The sequence below is a fragment of the Sphingomonas sp. genome (assembly GCF_041661885.1).
Taxonomy (GTDB): domain Bacteria; phylum Pseudomonadota; class Alphaproteobacteria; order Sphingomonadales; family Sphingomonadaceae; genus Sphingomonas.
In genome coordinates, this window is sequence record NZ_JBAZTL010000006.1 from 187,785 (window position 1) to 204,531 (window position 16,747).

At 63.8% G+C, this 16,747-nt stretch carries 13 protein-coding genes; 6 read left to right on the forward strand and 7 right to left on the reverse strand.

Translation table 11 applies throughout. The features are described from left to right. The first annotated feature begins 38 nt into the window (after positions 1–38). From plsX to WC704_RS13130, 4 genes are all read left to right on the forward strand, one after another. The gene (gene plsX / locus WC704_RS13115) at positions 39–1,070 is read left to right on the forward strand and encodes a phosphate acyltransferase PlsX (protein ID WP_372890583.1); all 1,032 of its coding nucleotides are present in this window, start codon (positions 39–41) and stop codon (positions 1,068–1,070) included. After that, positions 1,067–2,026 carry a beta-ketoacyl-ACP synthase III gene (locus WC704_RS13120; RefSeq protein ID WP_372890585.1) on the forward strand — a complete coding sequence of 320 codons (960 nt, stop codon included), beginning with the start codon at positions 1,067–1,069 and terminating at the stop codon, positions 2,024–2,026. Before plsX ends, WC704_RS13120 begins: the two co-directional genes overlap by 4 nt. A gap of 116 nt (positions 2,027–2,142) precedes the next feature. Beyond that, complete coding sequence (locus tag WC704_RS13125; protein ID WP_372890587.1) at positions 2,143–2,442, forward strand: integration host factor subunit alpha; 300 nt, start codon at positions 2,143–2,145, stop codon at positions 2,440–2,442. Positions 2,443–2,450: 8 nt separating this feature from the next. Next, on the forward strand, positions 2,451–2,852 hold the full coding sequence (locus WC704_RS13130; protein ID WP_372890589.1) for a MerR family transcriptional regulator: 402 nt from the start codon (positions 2,451–2,453) through the stop codon (positions 2,850–2,852). Between the two features lie 113 nt (positions 2,853–2,965). Here WC704_RS13130 and WC704_RS13135 read toward each other — a convergent pair whose 3' ends face one another. The 7 genes from WC704_RS13135 to WC704_RS13165 all read right to left on the reverse strand — a co-directional run bounded on the left by WC704_RS13135 (position 2,966) and on the right by WC704_RS13165 (position 13,192). Next, positions 2,966–4,180: an MFS transporter gene (locus WC704_RS13135; RefSeq protein WP_372890591.1), complete on the reverse strand. Its 1,215-nt coding sequence runs from the start codon at positions 4,178–4,180 to the stop codon at positions 2,966–2,968. A gap of 52 nt (positions 4,181–4,232) precedes the next feature. Beyond that, complete coding sequence (locus WC704_RS13140) at positions 4,233–5,279, reverse strand: LacI family DNA-binding transcriptional regulator (RefSeq protein ID WP_372890761.1); 1,047 nt, start codon at positions 5,277–5,279, stop codon at positions 4,233–4,235. 4 nt (positions 5,280–5,283) lie between these two features. Continuing rightward, a complete protein-coding gene (locus WC704_RS13145; RefSeq protein WP_372890593.1) occupies positions 5,284–6,762 on the reverse strand; it encodes a tryptophan halogenase family protein in 1,479 nt (492 codons plus the stop codon). Continuing rightward, positions 6,759–7,790 carry a cupin-like domain-containing protein gene (locus WC704_RS13150; RefSeq protein ID WP_372890595.1) on the reverse strand — a complete coding sequence of 344 codons (1,032 nt, stop codon included), beginning with the start codon at positions 7,788–7,790 and terminating at the stop codon, positions 6,759–6,761. The genes WC704_RS13145 and WC704_RS13150 overlap by 4 nt, the downstream gene beginning before the upstream one ends. Beyond that, entirely contained in the window at positions 7,783–8,505 is a 723-nt protein-coding gene (locus tag WC704_RS13155; RefSeq protein WP_372890597.1) for a SapC family protein, read from the reverse strand. Before WC704_RS13155 ends, WC704_RS13150 begins: the two co-directional genes overlap by 8 nt. Continuing rightward, a complete protein-coding gene (locus tag WC704_RS13160; protein WP_372890599.1) occupies positions 8,505–10,028 on the reverse strand; it encodes a tryptophan halogenase family protein in 1,524 nt (507 codons plus the stop codon). The genes WC704_RS13155 and WC704_RS13160 overlap by 1 nt, the downstream gene beginning before the upstream one ends. A gap of 110 nt (positions 10,029–10,138) precedes the next feature. Then, on the reverse strand, positions 10,139–13,192 hold the full coding sequence (locus WC704_RS13165) for a TonB-dependent receptor (RefSeq protein ID WP_372890601.1): 3,054 nt from the start codon (positions 13,190–13,192) through the stop codon (positions 10,139–10,141). 216 nt (positions 13,193–13,408) lie between these two features. Here WC704_RS13165 and WC704_RS13170 point away from each other — a divergent pair, with 216 nt between their 5' ends. Both WC704_RS13170 and WC704_RS13175 read left to right on the forward strand, forming a co-directional pair. Further along, positions 13,409–15,661: a beta-glucosidase gene (locus WC704_RS13170; RefSeq protein WP_372890603.1), complete on the forward strand. Its 2,253-nt coding sequence runs from the start codon at positions 13,409–13,411 to the stop codon at positions 15,659–15,661. Positions 15,662–15,897: 236 nt separating this feature from the next. Continuing rightward, positions 15,898–16,701 (forward strand): universal stress protein, encoded by an 804-nt coding sequence (locus tag WC704_RS13175; RefSeq protein WP_372890605.1) that lies wholly within the window; start codon positions 15,898–15,900, stop codon positions 16,699–16,701. Positions 16,702–16,747 lie beyond the last annotated feature (46 nt).

Here is a 16,747-nt window from a genome sequence, read left to right on the forward strand (position 1 = left end):
TGACGAAACGCTCGGACAGTGAACAGGGAGCGGCCAGCGTGACGAACAGCTCCCGGATCGCGATCGATGCGATGGGTGGCGACGAAGGGCTGGCGGTGATGCTCGCCGGGGTGGCGCGTGCCCGCCGCCGGTTCGAGGACATGCGCTTCATCCTGGTCGGCGACGAAAGCGCGATCGAGGCGGGGTTGAAGAATCACCCCAACCTCACCGCTTATTCCGAAATCGTCCATGCCCCTGGCGTTGTCGGTTCGAGCGAGAAGCCGAGCCAGGCGATTCGCCGAGCCAAGACGACGTCGATGGGCATCGCCATCGACATGGTGAAGCAGGGCCGCGCCGCCGCCTGTGTGTCGGCGGGCAATACCGGCGCGCTGATGGCGATGTCCAAACTGTCGCTGCGGATGATTCCGGGGATCGACCGCCCGGCGCTGGCCGGACTGATGCCGTCGCTCGGCACCAACGACACCGTTGTGCTCGATCTTGGTGCCAATACCGAATGCGATTCGCGCAATCTCATCCAGTTTGCGGTGATGGGCGCGGCCTATGCGCGCACCACGCTCGATCTCGCGCGCCCGCGAGTCGCGCTGCTCAACATCGGCAGTGAGGACCAGAAGGGCACCGAGACGATTCGCGACGCCGCCACGGCGCTCCGCGCGGCGGCCCACTTACCACTGGAGTTTACCGGCTTCATCGAAGGCGACAAATTGTCGCGCGGCGATGTCGATGTGATCGTGTGCGACGGTTTTTCGGGCAATATCGCGCTGAAAACCGCCGAGGGCACTGCGCGGTTCGTGGCCGATTTGCTCAAGCGTGCCTTCCGCTCTTCGGTCCGCTCGAAGATCGGCTTCCTCATCTCGCGCCCCGCAACCGAATTGCTGCGCCATCATCTCGACCCCAATAACCACAATGGTGCCGTTTTTCTGGGGCTTAACGGGCTGGTCGTGAAAAGCCACGGCGGCGCCAACGAAGTGGGCGTGGCAACCGCCATCGCGGCGGCGGCAAAGATGGTACGCGACGATCTGACGCGACGTATTGCGGAAGATCTGGGTGATTTCGAGAAAAAGGCGGCATGATGCAAAGCGTGATTATCGGCACCGGATCGGCGCTGCCGACGCGGCGCGTGTCCAATGCCGAGCTGGCCGAAACCGTCGATACTTCGGACGAATGGATCGTCGAGCGCACCGGCATCCGCTTCCGCCATATCGCCGGCCCTGACGAGACCACCGCAACGCTGGCCGCCGACGCGTGTCGCGCGGCGCTGGGTTCCGCCGGTATTTCGGCGCAGGACATCGATCTGATCGTGCTGGCGACGGCCACCCCGGACCAGACCTTCCCCGCCAGCGCGACCAAGGTGCAGGCGATGCTCGGCATCGATGACTGCGTGGCCTTCGATGTCGCTGCGGTCTGTTCGGGCTTTCTCTATGCTTTGCAGGTTGCCGACAGCATGTTGCGCAGCGGGGCCGCCAAGCGCGCGTTGGTGATTGGCGCGGAAACCTTCAGCCGTATCCTCGACTGGGAAGACCGCGCGACGTGCGTGCTGTTCGGCGACGGCGCGGGGGCGGTTGTCCTGGAGGCCCAGGACACAGGCGCACGCGGCATTCTTGCGGTGCGGCTCCATGCCGATGGCCGCCACAACGAACTCCTCTATGTCGATGGTGGCCCCTCGACCACCGGCACCGTCGGCAAGGTGCGGATGAAGGGGCGCGAGGTGTTCCGCCACGCCGTCGTCAATCTCGCTTCGGTGATGACCGAAACGCTGGCCGTAGCCGGGCTTTCGGCGGGCGATGTCGATTGGCTGGTGCCGCATCAGGCCAATGCCCGCATCCTCGATGCGACCGCGCGCAAACTTGATCTGTCGCCCGACAAAGTCGTCGTCACGGTTGACCAACACGCCAACACCTCGGCTGCCTCGGTTCCGCTTGCGCTCGACACCGCAGTCCGGGACGGGCGAATCAAACATGGCGATCTGATCGTACTGGAAGCGATGGGCGGCGGCTTCACCTGGGGGGCAGCGGTCATCCGCTTTTGACCCCGCGATACCCATCTTGCCCTAATCCCTTGTTACGAGACTGTAACTAGCACTTTCAGTCCGCCACTTCTGTGTGTTAGGTCCATTCTCTACCATTCTCAGGGGAGGGAAACGGGATGGCATCTGCGGGAACATTGACACGGGCCGATCTGGCTGAAGCGCTCCACAATTCGGTTGGGCTATCGCGAGCGGATTCATCGAAGCTGGTCGAGCAGATCCTGGCCCATATGTGCGGCGCGCTTGCCAAGGGCGACAATGTCAAGATTTCGGGCTTCGGCACCTTTGTCCTGCGCGACAAAGGCGAACGGGTAGGCCGCAACCCCAAGACCGGCATCGAAGTACCGATCGCCCCGCGCCGCGTGCTCACCTTCCGCGCCAGCCAGATGATGCGGGATCGCATCGTCGAAGCCGACTGAGCACCGCCGTGGCGGTTCCGCCCGGGAGTCTTCCCCCACGAACCGACGCGGCCCATGCGGCAAAGGGCGGGGCGAAGGCGGTGGGGGCCTATCGCACGATCGGCGAACTGTCGCGCGAGACGGGGCTGCCGCAGCATATCCTGCGCTATTGGGAAACGCGCTTCCCGCAATTGCGCCCGCTGCAACGCGCCGGCAACCGTCGCTATTACCGGCCCGAGGACGTGGCATTGGTCCGGCGAATCGCGGCAATGCTCAACCAGGACGGCTATACGATTCGCGGTGTGCAAAAGGTACTGATGGCCGAACGCAAACCCGCCGCGACGACCGGGGCGGGCGTCGCATCAGACAGGCGAGACGCGATTGTCGCCGTGCGCACTGCGCTTGCGACCGCGCTCGCCGAAGACGGGTAATCGCCAACGTCGATGTGATTCGAATGTTCGGCAGGATGCGCAATGGCCCGGCGACCCCGGGACGACGCGAAACATAGCGCCGGTCGAGCCGGGGCCGGCATTCTCCCTCGGGATCACTTCCGCCCCGTGACTCCAAGCATCGCCAATCCCCCAATGAGGGACAAGGCGGCGAGCGTGAGGAACAAGGTGCCAAAACTGTGCGGAGTTGCCAGCCACCACGCCAATGCCGGTCCAATCAACACCGGCACCGTATTCGACAAATTGATCAATCCAAGGTCGCGCCCACGCCGTTGCGGGTTGGGCAGCAACTGCATGACGAAACCGATCTGCAGCGTCAGGAACACGCTCCAACCGATCGAATATAGGAAAAAACCGGTGGCGGCGGCGGCCCAGTTGGTCGCGCACGCCATCACTGCCAGCCCCGTCGCGTCGAGCACGACCGCCATGACGAGGAACGGCTTGCGCCGTCCGAACCCGTCCGACCAGCGACCAAGCCCGATCGCCAGCGGTAACGGCACGATATTCGCAAGAAAAATCAGCCCCCCGACCTGCGCCGTCATGCTGCCGCGCGCCGAAGGGACGACAAATTGCTCCATGAAAAACAATAGATAGGCCGACAGCACATTGCCGGGAATCTGGACCATCAAGCGCGATATCCAGGCGATGACGAGATCGGATGATGACGCGGTGACCGTCCGATTCATCCCCTCCACCGCCGGCTCGGGCGATGTCGCCAGCAATGGCCCGAGGCAGAGGATGACGACCCCGGCGATAACGGCCAGGCGAAGACCCAATGCAGGCGCGGTCCATTGCACCAAAAGCGGCCCGATTGCCGCGCCAAGCGGCTGAGCGCCCGCAAGCAGGCCGCTCATCAAGCCATTTTGCCGATCCGGGCTTTCCTCGGCGAGCAGCGCGACCAGCGGCGCCAGGACGGTGTTGAGCGCGACTTGAAACGCCATGATCGCGAGGACCAGCATCACCGGGGTGCGCGCGCTGGCGACACCCGCATAGGACAAGATCGTCGCGACGAGGCCCGCCGCGATCCAGTATCGCCGCCCGATGCCCCGCTCGAGCGAACGGTCGCTCAGCCACCCGAAAAGGATGCCGGCGATGCTGGCCATCGCGGCCCCCGCGATCATGGCCGTTGCGAGCACGCCGAGCCGCGCCTCCCCCGCAATCTGTTCGATCCGCAACGGCAACAACAGGGTCAGCAACGGCAAATACGCAACAACGCATCCGGCATAGCCAAGCGCGCCGAGCACCGGGATCAGCAGGGGCGATCGCCCACCACGACGGAAAGAAAACAAGCGGGCGGAATGCGCGGTCATGTACCCCCTGCTTAGGATGTCGGTATCGCCGCAGCCAGAGGTTTGCGCGGTGCTATCGGCGGCGGGCCGTTGATTGCCGCAGTTCGAGTTTCGCCGGAACGATAATCGGCTGTACCGGCGGATCGCGCCCGGCCAGGTCTGCGATAATAAGTTCGACCGCCTGCGCCGCCAGATCAGCGATCGGCTGATCGATCGCCGTCAACGGCGGGTGCGTAAACCGAACGATCGGGGTGTTGTCGAAGCTGATCAACGATACGTCGCGCGGCACCGCAATTTTGCGCTCCCGGCACGTTTCGAGCGTGGCCAACGCCATCTGGTCATTGCTGGCGACAATCGCGGTCGCGGGGTCGGCGGCATCGAGCAAAGCGACCGCCGCGTCCCGCCCCGAGGCGTAGCCGAAATCTCCGCGCGCCAGCAAATCGTCCGCCAGCCCCGCCGCCGCCATCGCCGCACGCCAGCCATCGACTCGCCATGCGCTGAGTTCATAATCGGAAGGGCCGGCGATGAAGCCGATCCGCGTATGTCCAAGCGCGATCAGATGCTCGGTCGCGATCCGCGCCGCACGGTCATCGTCCATCGTCAGCGCAAAGCCCGCGCCCGCGCGCCGCGAGCCGATCCGCGCGAAGCTGATCTTCTGGGCTTCGAGCAAATTGACGATCAGCGGGTTTTCCGAATGCGGCGGGGTCAGGATCACGCCGTCGGGCTGGAGCGCGGCAATCGCCCCCATCAATTCGCGCTCGATATGGTCGCTATGCGTGTCGACCAGCTCGACGATCATGCGATAGCCATAGCTCGCGCAAGTCAGCATTCCGCCGAGCAGCATCTGGTCAACCCAATCGGTGCCCTGCCGGGCGCGCCAATCGGCGATCGTGCGTTCACGGTCGTTGAGCGCGACGATCAGATAGGAACGAGAACCGCCCATGCGCTGCGCCGCGATCGAGGGCACGTAGCCGAGCCGGTCGATCGCTTCCTGCACCCGCGCGACCATTTCGGGCCGGACGCCCGGCTCCTTGTTGATGACGCGGCTGACGGTTTGCAACGAAACCCCGGTATCCGCCGCAACGTGCTTGATGGTCACGGCTTGCCGTCTGCGCGCCATACCGTCAGCCGCCGCAAAACTGCGCGACATAGTCGCCATGTGCCGGCAACCCGGCGACCGTGCGCGCCACATTTTCGCGCAATGTCGTCAGGAATTTCGCCAGTTCCTCGTCGCGCAACTTGGCGGCGATCGGGTGATAGGCGGCGGGTTCGATGCCCTGTCCCATCATCACCTGCACCCAGCTATTTTCCGCAAACAGCTCCTCATTACGGCGAAACACACGCCCGGTTTCGCGGAACAGGGCGATTTTCTGCGCCAGACTATCGGGAATCGCCATCCCCGCACATTGCCGCCAGAACGCCGAATCGCGCCGGTTGGTCGCCTTATAGTGGAGGATCAGAAAGTCGCGGATCTGCTCCATGTCGGCAAATTGCTGGTCGTTGAACTCGGCGATGTCGCGCGGCGAGATCGCACCTGCCGGCATCATCCGGATCAACCGCAGGATCGCGCGCTGGATGAGATGGATGCTGGTCGATTCGAGCGGCTCCATAAACCCGCCCGATAGCCCGATCGCAACGACGTTGCGGTGCCACTGCCGCCGCCTGGCACCGGTTACGAAGCGGATATGGTTCGGCTCGGTCAGCACCGTCCCTTCGATATTGCCGAACAGCCGCTCGAGCGCGGCATCACGCTCCAGATAGCGGCTGCAATAGACGATGCCGTTGCCGGTGCGATGCTGCAACGGGATGCGCCACTGCCACCCGGCATCATGCGCCATCGCGCGCGTATAGGGCACCGGCGGGCGGACGTTTTCGGTCTGCACGGCAATCGCCGAATCGCATGGCAGCCAATGGGTCCAGTCGTCATACCCGGCATGTAACGCCTGTTCGATCAGCAGCGCGCGAAACCCGGTGCAGTCGAGAAACAAGTCGCCCTCGATCACCGCGCCCGATTCGAGGTGGAGCGCCGCGACATCGCCACTTTCGCCATCGAGCGCGACATGCGCGATGCGGCCCTCGATCCGGCGCGTGCCATCGGCTTCCGCCATCCGCCGCAGGAATTGCGCGTAGAGCGACGAATCGAGCTGATAGGCATAGTTCATGCGCTCATCGGGCAAATGCGCGAACTTGCCCGCCAGCGCCGCGACGAGCTCAAGGCAATAGGCGTCATACGCCGCATCGTGCCCACGCTCGCGACCGTTCAGCCAGAAATGCTGGAAGCCCGCTGACCAATGGTCCTGCCCGGTAATCCCAAATGAGTGGAAATAGCGATCGCTGCCGTCCTTCCAGCCATCGAACAGGATGCCGAGCTTGAAGGTTGCCTGTGTCGCACGCATGAAATCGGCCTCGCCGATGCCGAGCAGCCGGTTGTAGGTGACGAGCGGCGGGATCGTCGATTCCCCCACTCCGATCGTCCCGATCGCATCCGATTCGACCAGCGTTACCTCGGCGGTGCGGCCCATCGTCCGCGTAAGTGCAGCGGCGGCCATCCAGCCAGCAGTGCCGCCCCCGGCAATGACGATGCGGCGTGGGCTGGCAATCATTGGCTGAGGTTCCTGAGCAGGAAGGCGCGGATGCGACCCGCGCTTTCGGGAGTGAGCGGGGCGAGCACGCTGCGACCATGCTCGGGGATGTGCGCGGTTACGTCATCACCATTGTTGAAGACATAATAATCGAACAGGTCGCGCCAATGCTGTTTTTGATCGGCGGGCAAATCGCGGATCGCGAGCAAAGCGTGGTTGAGCGCATCCTGCGGCGACCCCAGCCAGCGCGGCGTTTCACGCCACCAATAGTTTACCAGCACGTTGAAATCGGCGAGTCCCTCGACATGGTGCCACCACATCGCCGGAATATACAGCGCGTCACCGGCGTCGAGCTCAGCGACCTGGGCGTGCGCCAGCGCTTCAGGGAAACGTGGATGGCGCTGCAGGTCCGGCGCGTGGAAATCGACCATGCTGATCGCACGACCAGCCGGTGTGTTGTCGATTGGCCCCAGATGGAGGTTGCGAAACTGTTCGCGCGGAAACAGCGTGAAGCGCCGCCGCCCCACGGCAACGCAGGCGAGATTGTCGGGCAAATCGTTATGCGCGGCGATCCGCGTCTTCGACCCGATCCAGATGCTCGCCAGACAGTTTCGATCGGGCAGATCGACATGATTGGCCTCATGCAAGCCGGTGAAGAACTGGTGCATGTCAATCGAGCCGAGATAGACCGGCGGGGCGCCCGCTTGCCCCTCGACCGACTCCATCCGCTGGAAGATATCGGGCAGCTTCGCGCGCAGCGTGCGGAAGTTCATCGCCATCGCGGCATCGTAGAACAGTCGGCCGTCACCGCCCTGCTCGCCCACCGTAACCGTGAAGGCGGTGTCGCGGTGGTGCTGCAGCAAATAGCTGCGCGCGTCGCGTGATGAGCAGCGACCCGCCGCGACCAGCGGCCAATCCCGAACCAACCCGCGCACGACGAACGGCGCGTCGGCCGCGCGCAGCCGCGCGTCGAGCTCGGCCGCATCGGCAACCTGGACCTCGGCCACTTCCGCAAGATCCTTGAAAATGCCGGAATCGGCTTCAACCATGCGCGGTGTTCCGTCGGCTTTTGCGATCAATCAGCGCGGCGACATTGCCAAGCGAGGCGAGTGCCATGAACACGGGCATCAAGTGCCCCTCGGCGTGCAGCTCGCCAAGCGTGGCGGCGTCGAGTTGCTGCAAGCGCTCCTCGGCGATGCCGTGATAACCAACCAGCCGGTTGGTCGTACCATCGTCGAGCGTGATCTCGAGCGTCAGCGGCTCGATCAGTTCGTGGCGCGTCAGCGCGGCGAAAAATCCTTCGCTCGCCTGCCAGCCTGCGTCGAGCTCACCGAGCTGTTCGGCAATTGTCTCCAGATACGGCGTCGGACGGCCAAGGTCGTCGAACACCCGTACGCCCTCGCCGCCGGTCGCGACGCGCGGGTTGTCGAGGTCGAGATGGATCTGCTTGTCGCCGCCGGGCGTCGCGGGGTGGCCGATCAGGAAAGGCTGGATCTGCAACGCGAGCGGACGATACCGTGCATCCCATTGCCCCCCGTCGAGGAACAGATTCTCGCCGGGCTCGAACCCGAACATCGCCAGCGCCTGGAACCGGTCGCGCTGGGGGGTAAGACGGAACAGGATTGGATAGTCATTCTGCACGCGGCGGAACTCGCTCGGCACGATCAAGCACGACATCACCGCGTCGCCCAGGTCCACGCCGTGCGTGGGAGTAATGCGCAGCGTGCGGTGTTCCGCGCTGTTGAGCAGGACGTGGTTGGCCATCAGGAAATCTGCTCCGTAAGGATCGGTTGATGTGCCGCCCGGCACGCATCGAGATAGGCGCGGATCGGGGGCAGCGTGGCGACCATGCTGCGCGTGCGCTGCGCGATCGCTGCCAGCGATGGCACCTTACCCACCCGGAGCGGGCCGGAATCCGGCACGCGCGCGCCCATACCGTAGAGGATATATTGATAGCTGGCAGTCGGGAACAGCTCGTCGAGCATCGGCAGGTCGGCGCGCAGTGGCGGCCGGTGCTGCCACAGCGCCAGCAATTCGCCGAGCCGCGGCGGGATCGATGCCGGGTCGCGGTGATCGCGCCAATAGCGCCCGTCGCGTCGGCTCAGCACATAATGCAGTTTCAGGAACTCGACGATCCGGTCCCAACGATAGCGGAACAGCGTGTTGAAGCGCGCGGCCACCAGTGGCATCGTCGCGCGCGTCGGCCAATCGTCGAGCAGCGCGTCGAGCGACAGCTCGACCGTTACGATCGCCGATGCTTCCAGCGGCTCGAGAAAGCCCGCCGACAGCCCGATCGCGAGGCAGTTGCCGACCCAAAAGTGTGCGCGGTGCCCCGAGCGAAAGGTCAGGCGACGCGGCGTAATCGGCGCATCGGTGCCGAGATACGCCAACAGCGTCTCCAGCGCCGCATCGTCGCTCATGTGCGCCGATGAATAGACGCAGCCGACGCCGCGCCGGGTCGGCAAGCCGATGTCCCAGATCCATCCTGCGGCATGGGCGGTGGCGTCGGTTTGCGCCTTGATCGGGCTGTCGGCGGCGACCGGCACCTGTACCGCCAGCGCACGGTCGTTGAACAACACGTCGCTGCGGTCGATGAAGGGAACATCCCCCATCAGCAGCGCGGCATGGCCGGTGCAATCGAGGAACAGATCGCCCTTAATCACGCCGTGCGTGCGCGTGCGCACCCCAATGATGTCGCCCTGCTCCGCCCGGTCGACCCCGATCACATGATCGCGCAAGTGCCGAACACCGAGCCGCTCGGTCGCGTGCCGCATCAGCAGCGCCGCGAGTTTGCCCGCATCGAGATGATAGCCATAGTTCAACGCGCCCGCGAAATCGGGCATCGACCGCTGCCGGGGTGCGAGATGCTGCTGCGCCACCTGCGGTTGGGGCGTGACGACATCGGCAAACGCCGTGCCGGCCGCCTCGGTCTGCCATGCGGCGACAAGCGCGCGCGCATCCGGCTCGGCAGGCGGCGTGAAGGGGTGAAAATAGACGTCGTCGGGCGCACCGCTCGCCCAGCCCCGAAAACGCGATCCATGTTTGAACGACGCATCGCAGGCGAGCAAAAATTCCGCCTCGCCGATACCGATCCGCTCCAGCGTCGCCCGCAGTGTCGGCCAGCTTCCCTCCCCCACGCCGATCGTCGGAACATCGGGCGATTCGACCAGCGTGACCGCGATGGGATGCTCTGCGGTCGGGCGGGCCGCCGCTGCAATACGGCAAGCGGCCAGCCAGCCCGCGGTGCCGCCGCCAACCACGACGACTTTAGAGATGGCCGTATGCAATTGGCCCGTCCTGTTATGTGGTCCGTATCAGGCCCTGTCTGACACCGCTTATGCCGCGCAGACCCGAAAAACGCCACCCTCGCGCTGCGAGGGTGGCGTTACACGCATTGCTAGAAGGTAATCCGCGCGCCGCCCGAATAGCGCGGCCCTTGCTTCGTCACGAACGCGATGTTGCGGTCCGAGCGTAGATGCCCGCTGCGATTTTCGCTGTTCACGTTGATCCCCTCGAAAAAGACCGAGATGTTCTTCGTGACCGCGTAGCTCGCGCTGACGTCGAGCTGACCATAGGTGTTGACATAGTACGGGTTGACACCCGCGCCCGCCAGATACCCCTTGCGCCAGTTATAGGCAGCGCGCGCCTGCAGCCCGTTCTTGTCGTAGAACAAGACCGCGTTGGCACTGTCGGATAGCCCGGTGATCGCAAATTGTGACACGCTGGCCGGCAGCGTGTTGTCGTAATTCCGGTTCCCCTTGACGATCGTATAGTTGAGGATCGTGCCGAAGCCGGTGTGCCAGAAGCTGTGCTGGATCGCGAATTCGAACCCGTCGACATTGGCGGTCTGGCTGCTGTTGAACGGCGTCTGGATGACGAAGTTGACCAACGGATCATTGGGTTGCGCCACAATCGCGCCATTGACCACACCGCCCGGATAATTGGCGGCAATATAGTCGCGGATCTGGGCAAAGGTCGCGCTCGCCCCCAGCGCATTGAGCGCCGCCTGATAGCGCGGGCCGTTCTGCGTTACGCCGTTGAAGGTCGTGGTGGGCGACGTAATTCCAGGAATTGTCTGGTTGATAACGGTATTACTAATGAAATTGGATACGTTTTTGTGGAAATATCCAACCGAAATGTAGCTTTCTTTACTGTAATACCATTCCGCCGACAAATCGATATTCTTCGATTTGTAGGGGATTAGATTTGGATTGCCGACCGACCCCGTACCGCCACCCACACGGAACAGCGTGTCGAGCCGCCGGCCGCCCTGCAGGCTGCCATAATCCGCGCGCGTGATCGTATGGCTATACGATGCGCGAAGCTTGACCGTGTCCGTCGGCTCAATGTCAAAATCGACCGACGGCAGCCAGTTCTGGTAGCTGCCCCGGTACGAGGTAAAGCCGCTACCGTTGAACAGGATGTTGAACTCGTTCTGCGAATTCTGCCGCGCGCCCGACGGAGACGGCACCAATGCCGACGCCGCAACTTGGGTCGTCTCGTACCGCACACCGCCGATGATGTGGCCGGGGACCGAGAAAACGTTGAATTTGCCGTTGAACTGGAAGTACGGCGCGGTCGTCTTTTCGCGGACGCGTGAGTCGGTGGTGTAAGGCTGCAGGCACTGGCCGTTGCCGCCGCAAATCTTATACGCTTGGTCGAGCAGGTTCACGACGCTCGGCAGGTCGAACGAATAGAACGACTTGACGATGTTCGCCGCATTGGCACCGCTGATGCCCGAGAATTTGTCGGGAATGCTGACCAGGTTGAACAGGCTGTCGGGCAACAGTGCCGCTGCGGCGGCACGCTGCGCCGCGCTGTCGCCACCCGTGCCGCCCCACGTATCGTTCTGCAGCACGCTATAGGCCGAGCGCACCTTGTTGTCGGTGTATTGGATACCCCAATCGAGACTGTCGAGGAAACCATCGTGATGGTCGTAATGGCCCTTCAACTGAAGCTGGTTGATCTCGTCGCGGAAATACGAATTGCGGAACGCATTGCCCGTCGGAACGATGTTCGCGGGATTGAGCGGATCGATACCGGGATAGGTATTGAACGAAATGACGGGCAGCTTGTTCTCAAAGTTGATCGACTGGCTCTGGATGCCGAAGACCGCAGTACCCACCGAATTGCTGTTGCCATACGGGCTGTCCGGCTTCGATTCCGCCGTCGAGTGGTTGACGTCGAGCACGATGGTAACGCCACCCGGCCCCTTCCACGTCAAATTGCCGCCAATCGCCTTGTTTTCGCTGCGCGCCGAGGTTTGCGATGCCGAATAAGCCAGGTCCTTGGTTTCCGCCGCCTGGAACCGCTCGGTGTAAAAGACAGGGCCGGCGACGGGACCGTTGGTCCACGCGCTCGACGTGTCGTTGTGATTGAACCAAATGCCGACGCTGTTGTCGCGAATATCAACCGTATTGCGCGAATAGGTGTAGTCGACCGTCGCCGTCAGCGAATCGGTCGGCTTGAACTGCAGCACCGCCTGGCCGTTGATACGCTGGCGCTTGCCATTGACCACGTCATAGCCGGCATTTTGCGGCACCTGATAGACGTCGGTCGGCCCCGGACGATTGGTGATGTTGGCGTAGCGCGGGTCACCCTGCTGCGCGAGCGACCCCCAATTGTTTTCCGCCCCGAGATAGCCATCGCGGAAGCCGACATTGGCCTGGTTCGCGCTGAAATGCCGCTCCTGGAACGAACCGAGGATGAGCACGCCGATCCGATCATCGGCGAACGTGTCCGAAAAAATACCCGACACTTCGGGGGTTACGTCCTTGCCGCCATTTTGCGACGTATCGATCACGCCACGCGCGGACAACGAACCACGCAGGCCGGGCTTGTCGAATGGTTTCGGGGTGCGGATGTTGATGGTCGAGCCAATGCCGCCCGACGGGACGCTGGCACGCCCCGACTTGTACACCTCGAGCGCGGCCACGCCTTCAGAAGCGAGGTTGGCGAAATCGAACGAGCGCGACACCGGCGCGCCATTGCCATCGCCGATCGTCGACGTCGCGAGCTGACGACCATTCAGCGTCACCAGATTATATTCAGGACCGAAGCCGCGAACCGTGACGAACTGCCCTTCGCCGTTCGAACGGTCGATCGACACGCCGGTGATGCGCTGCAGCGATTCGGCGAGGTTGGTATCGGGGAACTTGCCGATATCCTCCGCCGAAATCGCATCGACGATACCCTGCGCATCGCGCTTGAGATTGATCGAATTGCGCAGGCTGGCGCGGATGCCGGTTACGACGATATCGCCACCCGAATCGCCCCCATCCGGAGCCCCCGCGCTCTGCGTCGGAAGCGGCGCGGCGCTGGTCGGCTGGTCCTGGGTCGTCGACGCCGTATCCTGCGCCACAGCGATCATCGGATAGCTTGCAAGCGCAAGCACCGATCCGCCAAGTGCCAGTCGCGTAGCCAAACGGGTCCTGAAGCCCCCCATCGTCATCCTCCCTGAAAACGGCGCATTATCCCTGCGCCTCTTGCTTGAGAACGTTCACTTGCTCCGCAGCACTACGATTGTCAAGCCAGCGGCACGCCGGAAACGCGATGTTGTGAACGTTCTCAAGATGTGCTGTTTATGCGCCACACGCAGCGGCATGGTTGGGCGGGGCACGCCCGATAACAAAAGCCTATCCGCAAAAAAATCAGGGAGGATTCCGCAATGGCAAGGACGATTCATGGCTGGCTGCTGGGCGCGACGCTGCTCTCGGGCGTCGGTACCGCAAACCCCGTCGTTGCGCGCCATGCGACCGTCGCCGCAAAAGCGCAGGATGCGCGGGCACGCGCCGCCGCAATCGTTGCCCGAATGACACTCGATGAAAAAATCGCGCTGGTCCACGGCCTCTTCCCGCCAATGGCGAAAGGCAAGACGCCGAATGAACTGATCCCCTCAGCCGGCCATATCGACGGGATCCCGCATTTGGGCATCCCGTTGATTCGCGAGAGCGACGCCTCGCTCGGCGTCGCCAATCAGGTCGAGCAACGCAAGGGCGACGTCGCGACCGCGCTCCCTTCCAGCCTTGCTACCGCCGCCACCTTCGACCCCGCAATCGCACGCGCGGGCGGCGCGATGATCGGTGCCGAGGCGCGTGCCAAGCGCTTCACCGTGTTGCTCGCCGGGGGTGTCAATCTGACACGCGACCCGTGGAACGGGCGCAACTTCGAATATCTTGGCGAGGATCCGCTGCTCGCCGGGACGATGGCGGGCGCGCATATTGCGGGTGTGCAGTCCAACAGGATCGTCTCGACGATCAAGCATTACGCGCTCAATGCGCAGGAAACCGGTCGCACCGTCGTCGACGCGCGGATTGGCGAGGCCGCGCTGCGCATGAGCGACCTGCTCGCTTTTCAGATCGCAATCGAGACGGGCAAGCCCGGCTCGGTGATGTGCGCCTATAACAAGGTCAATGGCGACTGGGCGTGCGAGAATGCGCATTTGCTCACCGACGTGCTGAAACGCGATTGGGGATATCGCGGCTGGGTGATGAGCGACTGGGGTGCGGTGCATTCGACCGCCAAGGCGGCGAATGCCGGGCTCGATCAGGAATCAGGGCAGGAACTCGATCACGCCATCTACTTCGCTGACGCGCTGAAGGCCGATATCGCCGCCGGTCGCGTGCCGATGGCGCGGCTCGACGATATGGTAACGCGTTATCTGACCGGACTGATCGAAACCGGTGCCTATGACGCACCGGCCACTGTCGCGCAGCCGATTCCCTATGACGCCCATGCCGAGGTCGCGCAGCGCGCGGCCGAAGCCGGGATCGTGCTGCTCAAGAACGACGGCGGCCTCCTCCCGCTCACGCGCACCGCGAAACGCGTCGTGTTGATCGGTGGTCGCGCCGATGTTGGCGTGCTGTCGGGCGGCGGGTCGAGCCAGGTCCGCTCGGTCGGCGGGGCGCCGGTCGAAATCCCGCTGACAAGCGGTGCCGCATCCTCCTTCGCCCGCATCACCTGGCACGCGTCCTCGCCGCTGCTCGCGATCCGCGCCGCCATGCCGCAGGCGCAGGTAAGCTGGATCGATGGCCGCGACCCGGCCGCCGCCGCTGCCGCCGCCAAAACCGCAGACGTGGCAATTATATTCGCGACACAGTGGACAACCGAAGCACAGGACGTGGCCGATCTGTCGCTGCCCGATCAACAGGACACGCTGATCGCGGCGGTCGCCGCCGCGCAACCCAGGACGATCGCGGTACTGGAAACGGGTGGCCCGGTGCTGATGCCGTGGCTGTCGGCGGTGCCTGCGGTCGTGCAAGCGTGGTATCCTGGTCAGCGTGGTGGCCCCGCGATCGCCAATATCCTGACCGGGCGCGTCAATCCGTCGGGCCGCTTGCCGATCACCTTCCCCGCGCGCGCGACGCAGGCCCCGCGCCCCGCACCGGTCGGCCTCGATCGGCTGACTGCCGCCGAGGCGCAGGCCGCCGCCGATCCGGGTCATGCCAGCGACCATCAATTGGCAAGCTTCCCGATCGATTACACCGAAGGGGCGGACGTCGGGTATCGCTGGTATGAAAAAACGCGCGCCACGCCGTTATTCCCCTTCGGCCACGGGCTCAGCTACACCAGTTTCGCGTACCGCAACCCGGTGGTGAAGGGCGGCGCGAAGCTCAGCATCAGCTTCGAGGTAGTCAATACCGGGCGCGTTGCCGGGGCGGACGTGCCGCAAATCTATGTGAGCAGGGATGGAGCGGCGGCATCGATGCGGCTTGCCGCATTCCGGCGCGTCACGCTGAAGCCGGGTGAGTCGACACGCGTCACACTAGTGGCCGAGCCACGCATCCTGGCGGATTATGATCCGGCTTTGCCCGGCTGGCGCGTCGCCGGTGGGCGTTACCGCGTCGCGTTGGCGCACGATGCCCGCGACCGCGCGCTCATCTCAACCGCGACGGTGGCGGCAGCGACGATGAAGCCCTAACCGACGGACAAGAAGGCGGTGACCGTCAGCCGCCCCAGCGCGGGGTCGCTCGAGGCTACCGTCGATATGGGTTCAAGATACTTCGAAGCGCCCGGCGCATGTCGTATAACAAATGCGGGATGGACAGCCACGATTGGCAGAGCGCCCCCGCCCGCCGCATCCGTCCGTAAAGCTACGCATTGTTGACCTCACGCGATCGACCGATCGTGGCGGCTTCCAACCCGAGGAGCCGACCGATGAAAAGCATCCTGCTGCTGGTACATGACGATTCCGGACAAGAGGGGCGCCTGCAAGTGGCGCTGGATTTGTGCCGAGGGCTGCGTGGCCACCTAACCTGTCTCGACGTTTCGATCGCGCCCGAGGTCATGGACGATTACGTGTTGCTGGGCGGTGCAGCCTTGCTGATGGAGGATGAACGCGCCGCCGAAGCCCGCAACCGTAAACGGATCGAGCCGCGCCTGGCGCATGAGGATGTACCGTGGAACTGGATCGACACCGCAGGCAATCTCGGCGACCAGATGGTTCATGCGGCGCGCCTGAGCGATCTCGTCGTTGTCAGCGCAAAACTGCCGAGCTTTGCAACCCACGACATCGCGAACCTGCCCGGCGAATTGCTCACTCGAACCAATCGCCCGATCTTCGCAGTACCCGAGAGCACCATCGGACTGAACCTTGCCGGCAATGCGCTCATCGCGTGGGACGGCTCCGCCGAAGCGGAGGCGGCAATGCGCGCGGCGGTTCCGGTGCTGAGCTTGGCTGCTTCGGTGACATTGCTGGAAATTGACGATGGATCGATCGCGCTCCCGGCGAGCGATGCGGCAACCTATCTTTCACGGCACGATATCAAGCCCGTGGTCAGCACGCTGCCGGCCAGTGCCGGAGGAGTCGGCGCGACGATCCTCGCCGAAATCCGCAATCAGGCAATCGACTATCTGGTAATGGGCGGGTTTGGTCATGGCCGATTGACCGAAGCACTGTTCGGCGGGGTCACGCGGCGGATGCTGGCGGAAAGCCCGATCCCGGTCCTGCTGGCGCATTAAAGAGTCTGTTTGGAAATGCGCCATCGCGCATTTCCAAACGGTCTCT